The sequence below is a fragment of the Candidatus Nitrosopumilus sp. bin_68KS genome, assembly GCF_054095825.1.
Window position 1 is genome coordinate 1 of sequence record NZ_JBSWSP010000031.1, and the last position, 14,008, is coordinate 14,008.

Sequence of the window (14,008 nt, forward strand, 5' to 3'; positions counted from 1 at the left end):
GTTCAGTAACTTTGATTGGCGCTGTATCACCATCTGGTGGTGACTTTACCGAACCAGTTACAACTCACACAATGAGATTTATCAAAACTTTCTGGGCTTTGGATGCAAAACTTGCATACTCTAGACACTATCCATCAATTAACTGGATGAACAGCTATTCTGGTTACCTTGCAGATATTGCAAAATGGTGGAGTAAAAACATTAGTGAAGATTGGTTTAGCATTAGAAGTGAAACTTATGGCATTCTACAAAGAGAAGACACACTAAAAGAAATTGTCAGACTCTTAGGTCCTGAAGCATTACCTGACGAAGAAAAATTAATTCTTGAAGTTGCAAGAATGGTAAAGATTGCATTGTTACAACAAAACTCATTTGATGATGTTGATACTTATTGTAGTCCTGAAAAACAATTCAAATTAATGAAATTATTAGTTGACTTTTACAACAAAGGTCAACAAGCACTCAAAGAGGGCGCAGCACTATCTGACATACGTGAATTAGCAGTAGTTTCAAGTATACTCAAAGCAAGAATGGATGTCAAAGATGATGAGATGCCAAAACTTGATCAACTAGATAAAGACATGCAAGAACAATTCAAATCAATTACAGGAGTTAAAGTTTCAAATTGACAACCGAAGGCGGAGTTCAATATAGTAAGATTGCAGAAATCAAAGGACCACTAGTTGTTGTAGATGATGTTGAAAATGCAGCATTTGATGAACTAGTTGAAATTGAAACTACTGATGGCGAAAGAAGATTGGGTAAAGTTCTCGAAGTAGGAAACGGTAAAGCAATTGTCCAAGTATTTGAGGGAACAACTGGATTATCAATTTCTGGAACTAATGCAAAATTTGTAGGTAAAGTTATGGAGATGCCAGTATCCAAAGAGGTACTGGGAAGGGTATTTGATGGACTAGGAAGACCAAAAGACGGACTACCAGATCCAATTGCTGATAAATTTATTGACATTAATGGTGAACCAATGAATCCAGAACAACGTGAATATCCTAAAGATTTCATTCAAACTGGTGTATCTGTAATTGATGGATTGATGACTCTAGTTAGAGGACAAAAACTTCCAATCTTTTCAGGTTCTGGTATGTCTCACAATCTTTTGGCAGCACAAATCGCAAGACAAGCAAGTGTTGTTGGTACAAGTGATGACTTTGCAGTAGTCTTTGCAGCAATTGGTGTGCAATACAGTGAGGCAGAATATTTCAGACGTAGTCTTGAAGAATCTGGTGCATTAAAGAGAAGTGTTCTATTTCTAAATACAGCAGATGATCCTGCAATTGAGAGAATCATCACACCCCGTGTAGCATTAACAGTCGCTGAATACTTGGCATTTGAATTAGGAATGCACGTGTTAGTTGTAATTACAGATATGACAAACTATGCTGAGGCACTAAGAGAGATTAGTGCAGCAAGAGAAGAAGTTCCTGGAAGAAAAGGATATCCTGGTTATCTTTACACTGACCTTTCAACAATTTATGAAAGAGCAGGAAAACTTAATGGTAAAAAAGGAAGTGTTACACAAGTTCCAATTTTATCAATGCCATCTGATGATATCACTCATCCAATACCTGATCTTACTGGTTACATTACTGAAGGTCAAATAGTAGTTGGTAGAGATTTGTTCAGACAAGGAGTTTATCCACCAATCAATATTTTGATGAGTCTTAGTAGATTGATGAAAGACGGAATTGGTGAAGGAAGTACCAGAGAAGATCATAGTGAAGTTGCTAACCAAGTTTATGATGCATATTCAAGAGCACAAGAAGTAAGAGCACTTGCAGGTATTGTAGGCAAAGCAGGACTAACTGAAATTGATCTCAAATACATGGATGTTGGTGATACTTTTGAAAAAGAATTCCTTACACAAGCAACTGATGAAAACAGAACAATTGAAGAAACACTTGCTCTTATGTGGAAGATTGTATCAAAACTACCAAAGAACGAGATTACTAAAATTAAAGATAAATTCGTAGATCAGTATTACAAGGAAGAGTAACTAAATGTCATTTGGACAAAACGTTGCAGCAACAAAAATTGAGCTTTTTAAATATAAAAAATCAACTCAAATTGCTGTAATGGTTCAGCAAATTTTAGATGATAAACGTAAAGTTCTCTTAAAAAATATTGAAGAGATGATTCAAGAGGCATCAAAAGCTAGAGGTGGAATTTGGGAACCCTTACAAGATATTTACAAATCAGTTAATGAGGCATATCTTGCACTAGGTACCAACACTGTTGACTCTGTTGCAGAATCAACTCCACCTGTAATGGAAGTAGAACTTCATGTTAGAAGAGTAGTTGATGTAAAGATTCCCGCACTTACAGTTACTGAAAAAGATACAAAATCAATGCCTTATGGATTTGCTGATACCAATTCTTCAATTGATAGAGCATCAAAACAAATCAAAGAATTAATGCCAAAAATTTGTAAAGCTGCTGAATATGAAAATTCCATTTTTAGTCTTGCAAAAGCATTAGAAAAGACTCAAAAATTGTTAAATGCTCTTGAAAATGTCATTATTCCTCAATACAAAGAGAATATTCGCTTTATTCTTTCTACTCTTGAGGAAAGAGAAAGAGAAGAATTCGCAAAGTTAAAAAAAGTGAAAGAAAAGATGGAAAGTGGAAAATAATGGGAAAAGAAGAAATTAAAAAAGTACTTGAAAATTCAAAAAAAGAATTAGATGCAGATTATAATAAATTTGAAACATCTATCAAAGATGATCTAAACTCTTTCAAAAAGAAAGCACTAGATCGAATTTAAGACAAATATCTCATCATGATTTAAATATGGACCTAGAGGAGCCACAACATCAATGAAAACTATCGTCATGTTACTTTTGGCAGCATCAGCAATTTCAATTCTAGGTTCAACTGGGGTTGCATTTGCAGCAGAAGATGGTGCATCTAGTGGCGACTCTATGAAACTCCTCGGTGCTGGTTTAGCATTTGGTATTGCAGCAGGTGGAGCAGGAATAGGTCTTGGCCAAGTAGGTGCAGCAGGTCTTGCAGTCATTAGTGAGAACCCAGCTTTACAATCTAAGGTGTTCATCTTCGTAGGTATGGTCGAATCAATTGCTATCTACGGTATAGTTATGATGTTTATCATCTTAGGACAATAGTCCAACAACATCTTTTTCAAATTTTTAAATTTTTTATTTAATTATATTTTAGCTTATTTACATCTAGAACTCTGGCACAGTATCTACATTTGAGCACTCTTCCTTCTTTGTCGATTACATCCATTATGGATTCAATGTGTTCTGTACTGTTTGTAATGCAATCAGGATTTGAGCAACGAAATATTCTATCAATCTCATTTGGGAGTGATACTCTTCTTTTCTCTACAAGCTTGAAATCCTTTATCATGTTGATAGTAGCTTTTGGCGCAATTACTGCAAGCTTGTTTGTATCATCATCTTTTAGGAACTTGTTTTCAATTTTTATGATGTCTTTTTTCTTAAATTTGCCACTTGGGACATTTAGTGCTATGGTAATTAATTCACCGTCTCTGCCATCAATTCTTAATGCACTAAGAACCTGAAGGCCCTTACCTCCATCAATATGGTCAATTACAGTGCCTTCTTTGATTCGTCGAACCATAAGTTCGGACTGTTCCATCAGAATACTTTGTATAGTCACCTGTATATATTATTGAAAGAATGAACCAGTTCTACCAAAAAGATATCATCTCAATTAAGGACTTTGACAAGGAATCATTAGAATCAATATTTTCTGCAACTAACAAAATAATGCAATTAGATCCTGCTGAGAGAAGGGAGATCTGCAAAGGTAAAACTTTGGGATATTTGTTTTATGAACCAAGTACTAGAACACGACTCAGTTTTGATGCTGCAATGGCATCTATTGGAGGAAATTCATTGGGAATCTCAAGTGTGTCTTCATCGTCAACACAAAAAGGTGAGAGTCTTGCTGATACTGTAAGAATAATGTCAATTTATTCTGATGTTCTGGTATTGAGACATACCTTGGATGGCTCTAGTAGATTCGCAGCTGAAGTTTCTGACAAACCTGTAATTAATGCAGGTAGTGGTACTGAAGAGCATCCAACTCAAGCAATTCAAGATTTATTCACAATCAAAAAAGAAAAGAAAAAGATTGATGGTCTCAAGATTGGAATTGTAGGTGATCTAAAATATGGGCGAACAGTTTACTCGTTACTTTACGGACTTGGAAATTATGATGTTGATGTCCGCCTAATTTCTCCTGAGTCATTAAAAATAAGATCTGATTCAGTTTATGAAATTAAAAAGAGATTAGATTTTACAGAATCAACTGATATTGCAGAAACAATAGACGAACTTGATGTTCTCTATGTTACAAGAATTCAAAAGGAGAGATTTCCTGACGAAGAAGAATATCTCAAGGTCAAAGGAAGCTATGTGGTAGGATTAGATTTGATAAAACAGATGAAAGATGATGCAATTGTTATGCATCCACTTCCAAGAATTGATGAAATCTCACCAGATGTTGATAAAACAAAAAATGCAAAATACTTTGAGCAAGCTGAATATGGAAAATATACCCGTGCTGCCATTTTGGGCTTGACACTCAACGAAAATGGATTTTAATTTATTTTAAAATCCGTATTCCATATATCTAAAGAGATTTCAATAGAACTGTTGGCACAAACTAAAGTAATTCCTATTTTTCCATTAGACTTGGTTTTGTTCCCTAGACAAGAACTTCCACTTCGAATTTTTGAGCCACGATACAAGCAATTAGTTGATGATTGCATGATAGGCGATGGTCAGTTTGGTGTTTGTTTACTTGATGAAAAAAACACTGTAAATGGATGGAATTCCCCTAAATTAGTTGGAACAATTGCTAAAATTACAAAATGTGAAGATGTTGAGATGGATGGATTGCAACTCCACATCGAAACTATAGGAAGAAATTCATTTAAAATTAAAAAAATTATTCCTCCGTCTATATCACAACCTGAAAACTATGATCCACTTTCAGTAGAAGGACATCAAGAAATTTCTAACATTCATGAAAAAATCGGAACAGAAGAAAAAATGTACATTCAAGCCGAAGTTGAAATGATTCCAGAAATTGATGAAAACATTTCACTAGATAAATGGGAGAAATTAGTTGAGTTGTGGAAAAAGAAAATTATTAGACAAGCATTACCTCAAGTCGTTGAACCTCATGCTTTAGATCATGTGTTGGAGCAATACTATCTAACCACTGATACGCCTACAGTTGATTTCATTTATTCATTATCTGCACTTGGTGCCAAAGATCCAAATGAACTTCAACCAATTTTGGAGGCTGCAAATATGGATGAATTGATTCTTAGAGTAGAAGAATTACTGACAGTAAAATAACCCTAGAATATCTAAAACTATGTTGTCTCTAAAAAAATTCACTGTCTTTGTTCTTGTGATATGTTTGATATTTCCTGCAAGCAATGTCTATGGACATGGATTTGGAATTGACACAATATCTTCGATTAATGTTCAAGGCAAAAAATTGTCAATTTCAGTAGAGATGCCAATGTATTTTGAAAATGCTCAAGAACAGATTACAATTACTGCAACTGAAGATCAAACAAAAGAGAATGCAAAAAATGTTACATTTCTGATTGGATTATTCCATGAAAATGAAATGATATTTAGAAATTATTTTTTTGCTGATAATGGGGTATTAAAAATTAAAGTAAATCCAACACAAGATGAAAAACTCACCATTCATGGAGATCAAGACTCGTTACTTGGAGCATGGCATGGAACAGAATCAAACCCAATTGAAATTACAGGTCCACTGTTTACTTCATCTGGTATGTATAATTTTGAAATTGAGATTAGAACTATTGATGAACCTACTAATATTATTGAGAATGCTGGTGTCTATAATGCTGATTTGAGCCTTATTGAGACTGTCTCTTTTGTACAAAAGGATTCAGAAAATAATGATGTAGAGTTTAGATCAAAGTCCTATTTTGATTCAATTTCTAATTTCAAGTATGATTTTGAGGCTAAACAGGTTACATTTGAAATGCCTTTTGATTGGAGTGAAAAACAATTATCCCATGTATCAGTAGTACATGTTGAAACCCATTTCCCAAAAGACTTTGTAGAATTTTTGTCTCCTAGCTATTCTGCATATGTTAATGACATTGAATTATTCAAATCTTCAGTATCTGTTGATGATTATACTGAAGATGATGAAAGAATAGTTCATCTTGTAATGCTAGAAGATCATTTACGATTTTTGAAAAATGAAATGAAAAAAAATGATGAACCACTACCAGAAAAAATGATTTTTAGAATAGATACTAGTACAGATAAGGCATTTCCGTTAGAGGCCTATACAAAAAGTGAGGACTTTAAAGTAAATCTCTCATGGGATCCATTAGAAGTTGAACCTGGAATTGCTACTAATTTTATTTTTACAATTAGAGATGGAAGAACAAATGATCCTTTAAGAAATTCTGATTACACATTTGTATTAATACAAAATGGAAAAGAAATTCATCGTGTATCTGGTACAGCACAAGTTGGTGGAGAATTTGAGAAATATACGTTTGCTGAAGATCAAACAGGTCCAACAATAATTAAATTTGAAAACATTAGAAATACCGGACAAGAAACAGAATTTGCTCTAGTTGTTGTACCCGAGTTTGGTACTATTGCATTATTGGTTTTAGTGATTTCAATTACTAGTGTAATTTTTGTAACTAAAAGAAATCCACTAATCTAAAGTGCAACTAGTTTTACAGTGTCCATGTTTTTGTTTGTTTGAAAATCTTTTGTAATGGTTGATACCTTTTCTGCATCACCATTAATCAAAAAGAGCTCCATGCATTTTTCTTTCTCAATTTTACTATGAAGATGTGTTGTGATTAAATCCTCAAAATTATGTGTAATTCCTGAAACCACATGATCAAATTCATCATTATGGACAACCAAAAGAATTGCATGAATATTTCCCGACAAATCGGCCTTTTGTTTTTCCTCAGAAACAAATGATCTAATACCGGCTCTGATCGCCTCAGACCTACCTGAAAACCCCATAGTTGTTTGCAGCTTGTCTAATTCTGATAGAATTTCATCATTTAATGATATTGAGACTATTGGCATATGCCTAATGTTATTAATTATCTTATAAGTTTAGCAATTAATCTTATTAAGATTTTATAGATTTATTAATAATCTACATAGAATTGCTGCGTGAATATTCAGATAAAGATGGCAATAATTGCAATTGCGATAATAATTCCACTAAGCTCTATTGCTGTTTATGGAACAAATACAAATCAGCAATTCACAAATTCCAATAATTCAAAACTACAAGTAATTTCATCATTTAACCCACTCCATGAATTCTCAAAAAATGTTGGCCAAGAAAAAGTTGATGTGATATTACTAGTTCCTGTTGGCGTGGAACCTCATGATTGGGAACCCACTGTAAAAGATGTACAAAGAATGCAACAAGCAGATCTTATAGTTATCAATGGAATTGGTTTTGAAAACTGGGTTGATAATTTAGAGGAGACTGGTTACTCTGGTGAGATAATTGATACGAGTTTTGGAATTTTTGAAAAGAACTCTGATAATGAAATTTTAAAGGAATCTGGTGACCCACATATCTGGTTAAACCCTGTCTATGCAAAAATTCAGGTGGAAAATATTGCAAATGCATTTTCAAATTCTGATCCTGTAAATGAAGAATATTATCAGTCAAATGCTGCTGCGTACATTCAAGAATTAGATTTACTTGATTTAAAAATTCGAAATGAATTATCAAACTGTAAAAATGATTTTATATCATTTCATGATGCATTTTCATATTTTGCAAAAGAGTATAATCTAAATCAACATACAATAATTTTATCAAATAATTCACATGGTGAAGCTACTGCAAAAACATTAGAAAATATTATTTCCACTGCTAAAAAATTAAACATCGATGTAATTTTTGCTGAAGAAAGTGACAGTACAAGAACATCTGAAATTATTGCAAACGAGATTGGCGGTAAAGTTCTTGTCTTGTCTCCATTAGAAGTAGTATCTGATGGCACTTACATTTCTAAAATGACTCAAAATTTTGAAAATCTAAAGGAGGCATTATGTTGAAAATAGTTGAGATTGAAAATCTAACTGTTCAATACCCTGATGTCAAGGCTCTAGATGACGTTAGTTTTGAGGTAAATCAAGGAGATTTTCTAGGCATAATTGGTCCTAACGGTGCTGGTAAATCCACTCTTTTTGATTCTATGTTAGGATTAAACACAAAGTACAAAGGAACTATCAAATTTTTTGGCGAAGATATTAGAAAATCAAAAAACTATCTAAAAGAACTAGGATATGTACCACAAAAACCAATCTTTGAAAAAAATTTTCCAGTAACTGTAACTGATGTTGTGAGAATGGGACTTAGAAATGAATCTGATGAAAATAAAATTGATGAGATTTTACAGCAATTATGGATACATGAACTGCGAGGCAGAAGAATTGGTGAGCTGTCTGGAGGTCAACAGCAACGTGTCTTTATTGCCAAAGCCCTGATTACAAATCCAAAAATTCTGATTCTTGATGAGCCTGTTACTGGAATTGATCAACAAAGCATTGATTTGTTTTACAGTATTTTACGTGAACTAAACTCTAAACAAAAAATAACTATCATTTGGTCATCGCATGATTTGGATGCAGTAAATCAATTGGCAAACCATGTTGCCTGTCTTAACAGAACACTCTTTTTCCACGGAGAGTCTGAAAAATTCTTTTCAAATGATGAACTAGTAAAACAATATTCAGAGGCCTCAATGCAGGAACATATGCATCATCACTGATCATGTCTCTGGAAATTCTTACTTTTAGTTTTATGCATAGAGCACTAATTTCAGGAATTGCAATTGCAATTCTTTGTTCTGTTGTTGGATTATTTCTTGTTTTGAGACGTTATTCATTATTTGGTGATGCCATGGCTCATTCATCATTTGGTGGAATTGCACTAGGTTTACTAGCTGGAGTTTATCCTTTATGGACTGCATATGGTGTTTCTATTGCTAGTGCACTAATTATTACTAAAATCAAAGACAGGTACAATATTTCTGGCGATGCATCAATTGCTGTACTTTTATCCTCTGGAATTGCAGTTGGGCTTGTAATTATTGGATTATCAGGAGGTTTTACAATTGATATCTTTAGTTTTCTCTTTGGGAGTATTCTTCTTGTTAGTGTAGATGATACCGTACTAATCTTGTCATTAACAGGTGGAATTTTAATTGTAATTTTATTACTTTACCGTCAAATTCTATATTCAACATTTAATGAAGAACAGGCAAAAGTAAGTGGAATCCCTGTTGAAAAAATAAATTATTTGATTGTGTTTATGGCAGGAATTACAGTTGTTACATCAATACAACTTGTAGGTGTATTGTTAATTTCAGCTTTGTTTGTAATTCCTAATGTTACAGCAATAATGTATGGCAAGGGATTCAAACAAACCGCAATTATCTCTATGAGTTTTTCTATTTTCTCTGTAGTTGTAGGAATTTTACTTTCATACATTTTTGATATAACTCCTGCAGGAACTATTGTTTTATTGGCAATCTGTTTACTTGCAGGAACTATGGGGATAAAATCATCTGGATTATTATCTAAGAATTAATTAAATCATTTAATCTTCTTTTATCTTGTATGCTTTTCACATAAAATAGTGATGTTGCAATAATTCCTAATGCAACAAGTGGTGATGCAATTTCAGTATATTTTAATTCAAAATTATCTGTTTTTTGAATTTGTGATTGTATAATTGGAATTTCTGTAATTTTTATTGTTCCAATTTTGTTTGATTGCTGTTCAACAAACCACACATTCTTGTCTCCATCTGATGTCATAAATTGTACAAATGATGTTTCAGTTGGAATTGGAACTTCGATTAAGTTATTGTTATCTGGATCATAGACTCCCAAACTATCTACTGTATGCTGTGCAAACCACACATTTCCATATTTGTCAAATGTAATTCCAAATGGTAATGATTCTTTGTTTGGAACAGAAATCCTGTCAAATGATTCTAAGACTGGATTAAATCTGGCAATCCCCAAGCCTGTATGTTCTGCAATCCAGATATTCCCCTTATGATCAAACAATAATGCCTCAGGACCCTGTAATGGAGGATCAGCTGAGAATTCTCTTATTTTGTTATCTTTAGAATCAATGTATCCAATTTTTCCTGTACCTGTTGTTGTATACCATATTTTCCCCTCATCATCAATTGCTAGAGCAAATGGTAGTGATTCTTTTTCTGATAAGACAACCTCTTCAAATTTGTCAAATTCTGGTGAATATTTTACAATTCTATCTTTGTTGATAATTGTAATCCAAATATTACCATCAAAGTCTGCCTGAATGAAAAGTGGGGTATTTTGTGAAATCACTGGATCTAATTTAGGAATAGATTTTGTAGTAATTTCTTTTGTATGGGGATCTAGAAATCCAATTTGATTTCTAGGAGTATCAGTAAACCAAATGTTTCCTTTGCTGTCTTGTGTTAGAAATGTCGTAGTTAATCCATCAAAAGAATATGATGTAAATTCTAGAGTTTCAAGTGAAAATTGCCACAATCTTGGAGCTGATGCATCACTAATCCAAATAGAATTACTTCCATCATACAATGGATAGAGCGGTTTTGCATCTTCTGGCAATTCATATTCTGTAATTTGTATTTGAATATCTCCTAGTCTTGGTTTTACAAGTAAATTCAAAAGCTTCGATTCGTTTGCATTCTCTGATCTCTGAGCTTCAATCTCAACTAACCATTCTCCGGAAAATCCAAATGTTAACTCACCTTGGAATTCCATTGGATAATCTTTATCCTGTTTAGTTAGTTCCATGGGAATTTCAATTGGTGAAATACTCTTTGAGGGATTTGAAATTTTTACTTTAATTTGATTCAAATCATGTATCTGGTTCCCATCAAAGTCACTAACTTTAACCAGAATTGTATTTACTCCACTAGCAAATGGTGAAATGTCAACATCAAATTTTACATTATCTGTAAATTCTATAGTTTGAAATCCATAAATTATTTCTTGAGCGTCAACTTTTTGAATTTCACCAGCAGGTAGTGTTCCATTTGTTAATAGTGCAACTACTCCAAGAAGAATAATTCCTAATGTGGCATCAACTTTGAGTGATCTTTTTAGTTTTTTATGAACTGTGATTTTACCTGACTGAAAATTCTTTTCTGCATTTTTCTGAACTTTAAACTGGAAAAATCCTCCCAACCCAATCATAATTCCAGCAATAGCAATTTTTAGAATAATTAGTTGCCCATACAGAGATTCAGAAATTAATCCAACATCGCTCTCTAAGAACCACATCAAAGTAGGTCCTGTTATAATGACAATTCCTACTGAAATAATGAAAGCAATTGAAAATCTAGGAATTAATACTAGACTCATACTCTCTCGATTTTTTTCTTTTAGCTGGGAAAATGTTGGAAGTAATGTAAAAACAAAGTAGAAAATCCCTCCTATCCATACTGCTGCAACTAAATTATGTACATAATCTAATGCAAGAGCAGCCATTTGGCCGCTTGCAGCACCATGTCCAATCATACTTGTAGTGGCAATTAATACCAGTGAAGCTATGAGCATTGGAATCTGATTTTTCTTTGATAGGATTTTTTTTCTATCCATTCCAAACCAAATACCAAGTAAAATTATTGTAATGATCATTCTAGCTAGCCAAACAGTTCCAAAGTCAGTTTCAATTACATTAATTGGAGATGTTTCTAGTCTGATAGTTTGAATTGCTATCATTAGAATATCTGATATGAAAACAAGCATCAATCCAATTCCAGTAATTGACATGAATTTTCCATGGTGGAAATTCTCAATCTTTTCTAATTCTTCTTTGATAATCTGTTTGTTTTGTGTTCCCCAAATAATTAACGATGCGATAACTGCACCTAATACAATAGTTTGACCTACTAGTCCTGGAAATCTTGCACCAGCTTCTGGCAAAAATACAAGCTCTCCTTGACTTTCTTGATCAAACAAAGAATCATCAATTATTACATCTCCAACTGCAAATAGAAATGCACTTGGAACTAAATGTCCGTCAACTTTGGATAATACTTTAGTTGATGATGTATAAATTCCATCTTCTAGTGGAGGAGTTGTAACAATTAGTGATAATTCATTTTCATAGTAACTTGTATCTTTATTGTCGATTTGATTCCCATCACTATCAAAAACTTTGATTTCACTAAAATCAATGTCAACTGGCTCTGAAAAAAATACAATTACTTGTGTAGTTCCTGTTGGTGCATTTGATGTTAAACTAGGAATAGTTTCTTCTGTAAATGGATGAGCTGACACAAATGGAATGGATGTAAATGATAAAATTAGTAAAACTAAAAGAAACTTTTTCATTTAATCTTATGAGCAATATTGATAATTTAAACAGTTTTCATCTGTTCGTCATTTGTACCAATTCACGTAAAGATAATAATGTGTAATGGTATAATGATAATTGTGAAGTTAGTAATTTTTGGATTTCTTGCATTAATGTTGAGTATTGGAATGATTTCTACTTCTTTTGCACATACCACTGTAGAAATAGATCAATACAAAATTGAAGCAGGATGGGGGATTGAACCTCCTGTTGTAGGAATTAGAAATGATCTTGTCTTTAAAATAACTGAGCCTGGAGAAACTGAGGGCTCTTTCAAGGGAGTAACTAATGTATTCAAAAATGTTGAAGTTACAGCCATGTATGGTGGAGCAACAAAAAAAATTGACATTAATTCTGATACTAAACCAGGATACTATTTTTCACCAATAATTCCAACTAAAACTGGCAGTTACATTATGGATTTTAAAGGTGACATTCGTGGTACGATAATTGATATTAAAATTCCAGTTGAAGATGTGGAACCAACTGCAGTTTTAGATTTCCCTCCAACAAGTAGTCAAGGAGCATCTGATGTTACGGCACTAAAAAATACAATTTCATCTATCCAACAAGATGTTTCGAAATTAAAGTCTGGTGAAACTTCTATATCATCTGATGGTGGAGCAACATATGACTTTGCAATATTTGGATTATCAATTGCAGCAGCAGCTATTATCTTGGCGATAATTGCTTTAATAAAAAGAAAATAGAAAAAGAGGATTCCTAAAATCTTGGAATTACTCTAGATTTTGCAGTTACTGCAACTATGCTTATGATTGCAACAGCTAGTATCATCATTGCAATTGTACCAAATTCTGGGACAACGTTTGAGAATACTACTTGTTCACCAATTGGTCCAGTCTTTGGATCTTCAACACCATAACCTTGGAAGGTAATAGTGATATTTACTGGATCAGATGTGCTAAGAGCTTTTGTTGTATGTACTCCTTTGCCATCGTGATGATGTGCTCCTTTATCATCTAGCACTGTATTGCCGTTTTGTGTAACTTTAAGATCATGATTAACATGTTCGGCATCATCGAATTCAACATTGATTTCCATCATTTCACCTTTTGTTGGTGTGGAAGTCCATATTGAAACCATTGTACCATCAGATAACATTCCGGTTGCAGTTGCTGCACCTTCCATGTGCATCATTTCACCATCGTCGTCACCATGATCGTCACCATGATCGTCACCATGATCGTCTTCTTCAGCTCCTGCTTCTTGTACTACAATCAAACCTTGCATCCAAGGATGGACCATACAGAAAAAATTGATTTCACCTACTGCGTCTGGAGAATATTCAAATGAATTTCCTGCCATTAGCAGTCCGGTATCAAATTCACCACTTGGACCATCTTCAGGAGTTCCTGCTGTGAATGTGTGTGCTGCAGTATCAGTATTTGACATTATTACTTTGCCGCCTACATCAACAGTTGCAGTACTTGGAATGTAACATCCCTCTGCAGTGTCTTCACATCCTGGAGCTCCAGAACCTGCTGCTGTCTCAATTGTAACTTCTGAGTGATCTGCAAAAGCAGCTGGTGTTGTTG

16 protein-coding genes are annotated in these 14,008 nt (G+C 33.5%); 12 read left to right on the top strand and 4 right to left on the bottom strand.

The annotated features are described in order from the left end of the window. The 5 genes from ACW9W3_RS10655 to ACW9W3_RS10675 all read left to right on the top strand — a co-directional run. Nucleotides 1–629, top strand: a 629-nt coding sequence (locus ACW9W3_RS10655) for an ATP synthase beta subunit C-terminal domain-containing protein (protein WP_457766110.1), incomplete at its 5' end; no start/stop codon positions are given. Then, nucleotides 626–2,011, top strand: a complete 1,386-nt coding sequence (locus ACW9W3_RS10660) for a V-type ATP synthase subunit B (RefSeq protein ID WP_457766111.1) — start codon at nucleotides 626–628, stop codon at nucleotides 2,009–2,011. The genes ACW9W3_RS10655 and ACW9W3_RS10660, both read left to right, overlap by 4 nt. A gap of 4 nt (nucleotides 2,012–2,015) precedes the next feature. After that, nucleotides 2,016–2,648, top strand: coding sequence for a V-type ATP synthase subunit D (locus ACW9W3_RS10665; RefSeq protein WP_457766112.1), 633 nt, complete (start codon nucleotides 2,016–2,018; stop codon nucleotides 2,646–2,648). Beyond that, a complete protein-coding gene (locus tag ACW9W3_RS10670; protein WP_457766113.1) occupies nucleotides 2,648–2,779 on the top strand; it encodes a hypothetical protein in 132 nt (43 codons plus the stop codon). The genes ACW9W3_RS10665 and ACW9W3_RS10670 overlap by 1 nt, the downstream gene beginning before the upstream one ends. A gap of 67 nt (nucleotides 2,780–2,846) precedes the next feature. Then, nucleotides 2,847–3,137 (top strand): ATP synthase subunit C, encoded by a 291-nt coding sequence (locus ACW9W3_RS10675; protein ID WP_014964025.1) that lies wholly within the window; start codon nucleotides 2,847–2,849, stop codon nucleotides 3,135–3,137. 37 nt (nucleotides 3,138–3,174) lie between these two features. Here ACW9W3_RS10675 and pyrI read toward each other — a convergent pair whose 3' ends face one another. Then, nucleotides 3,175–3,636 (bottom strand): aspartate carbamoyltransferase regulatory subunit, encoded by a 462-nt coding sequence (gene pyrI, locus ACW9W3_RS10680; RefSeq protein WP_109877480.1) that lies wholly within the window; start codon nucleotides 3,634–3,636, stop codon nucleotides 3,175–3,177. Between the two features lie 41 nt (nucleotides 3,637–3,677). On the opposite strand from pyrI, the gene pyrB reads away from it, so the two are divergent. From pyrB to ACW9W3_RS10695, 3 genes are read left to right on the top strand one after another with little or no spacing between them, the layout of a single operon-like run. After that, nucleotides 3,678–4,607 (top strand): aspartate carbamoyltransferase, encoded by a 930-nt coding sequence (gene pyrB / locus ACW9W3_RS10685; RefSeq protein ID WP_457766114.1) that lies wholly within the window; start codon nucleotides 3,678–3,680, stop codon nucleotides 4,605–4,607. Nucleotides 4,608–4,658: 51 nt separating this feature from the next. Then, a complete protein-coding gene (locus tag ACW9W3_RS10690; RefSeq protein WP_457766115.1) occupies nucleotides 4,659–5,369 on the top strand; it encodes an LON peptidase substrate-binding domain-containing protein in 711 nt (236 codons plus the stop codon). 19 nt (nucleotides 5,370–5,388) lie between these two features. After that, on the top strand, nucleotides 5,389–6,744 hold the full coding sequence (locus ACW9W3_RS10695; protein ID WP_457766116.1) for a PEFG-CTERM sorting domain-containing protein: 1,356 nt from the start codon (nucleotides 5,389–5,391) through the stop codon (nucleotides 6,742–6,744). Here ACW9W3_RS10695 and ACW9W3_RS10700 read toward each other — a convergent pair. Beyond that, entirely contained in the window at nucleotides 6,741–7,124 is a 384-nt protein-coding gene (locus ACW9W3_RS10700) for a CopG family ribbon-helix-helix protein (protein ID WP_109877476.1), read from the bottom strand. The genes ACW9W3_RS10695 and ACW9W3_RS10700 overlap by 4 nt on opposite strands. Before the next feature lie 90 nt (nucleotides 7,125–7,214). On the opposite strand from ACW9W3_RS10700, the gene ACW9W3_RS10705 reads away from it, so the two are divergent. Genes ACW9W3_RS10705 through ACW9W3_RS10715 form a run of 3 tightly spaced genes read left to right on the top strand, consistent with a single transcriptional unit; the run spans nucleotide 7,215 to nucleotide 9,657 of the window. Beyond that, nucleotides 7,215–8,120 carry a metal ABC transporter substrate-binding protein gene (locus ACW9W3_RS10705; RefSeq protein WP_457766117.1) on the top strand — a complete coding sequence of 302 codons (906 nt, stop codon included), beginning with the start codon at nucleotides 7,215–7,217 and terminating at the stop codon, nucleotides 8,118–8,120. Then, entirely contained in the window at nucleotides 8,114–8,836 is a 723-nt protein-coding gene (locus ACW9W3_RS10710; RefSeq protein ID WP_457766118.1) for a metal ABC transporter ATP-binding protein, read from the top strand. Before ACW9W3_RS10705 ends, ACW9W3_RS10710 begins: the two co-directional genes overlap by 7 nt. A 32-nt stretch (nucleotides 8,837–8,868) precedes the next feature. After that, complete coding sequence (locus ACW9W3_RS10715; protein WP_457766122.1) at nucleotides 8,869–9,657, top strand: metal ABC transporter permease; 789 nt, start codon at nucleotides 8,869–8,871, stop codon at nucleotides 9,655–9,657. Here ACW9W3_RS10715 and ACW9W3_RS10720 read toward each other — a convergent pair. Beyond that, nucleotides 9,647–12,430, bottom strand: coding sequence for a copper resistance CopC/CopD family protein (locus ACW9W3_RS10720; RefSeq protein ID WP_457766119.1), 2,784 nt, complete (start codon nucleotides 12,428–12,430; stop codon nucleotides 9,647–9,649). The genes ACW9W3_RS10715 and ACW9W3_RS10720 overlap by 11 nt on opposite strands. A gap of 93 nt (nucleotides 12,431–12,523) precedes the next feature. Between ACW9W3_RS10720 and ACW9W3_RS10725 the strand changes: the two genes are divergently transcribed. Further along, the gene (locus ACW9W3_RS10725; protein ID WP_457766120.1) at nucleotides 12,524–13,162 is read left to right on the top strand and encodes a hypothetical protein; all 639 of its coding nucleotides are present in this window, start codon (nucleotides 12,524–12,526) and stop codon (nucleotides 13,160–13,162) included. 13 nt (nucleotides 13,163–13,175) lie between these two features. On the opposite strand, the gene ACW9W3_RS10730 is transcribed toward ACW9W3_RS10725, so the two are convergent. Beyond that, the coding region (locus tag ACW9W3_RS10730; protein ID WP_457766121.1) for a PEFG-CTERM sorting domain-containing protein at nucleotides 13,176–14,008 on the bottom strand (833 nt) is incomplete at its 5' end.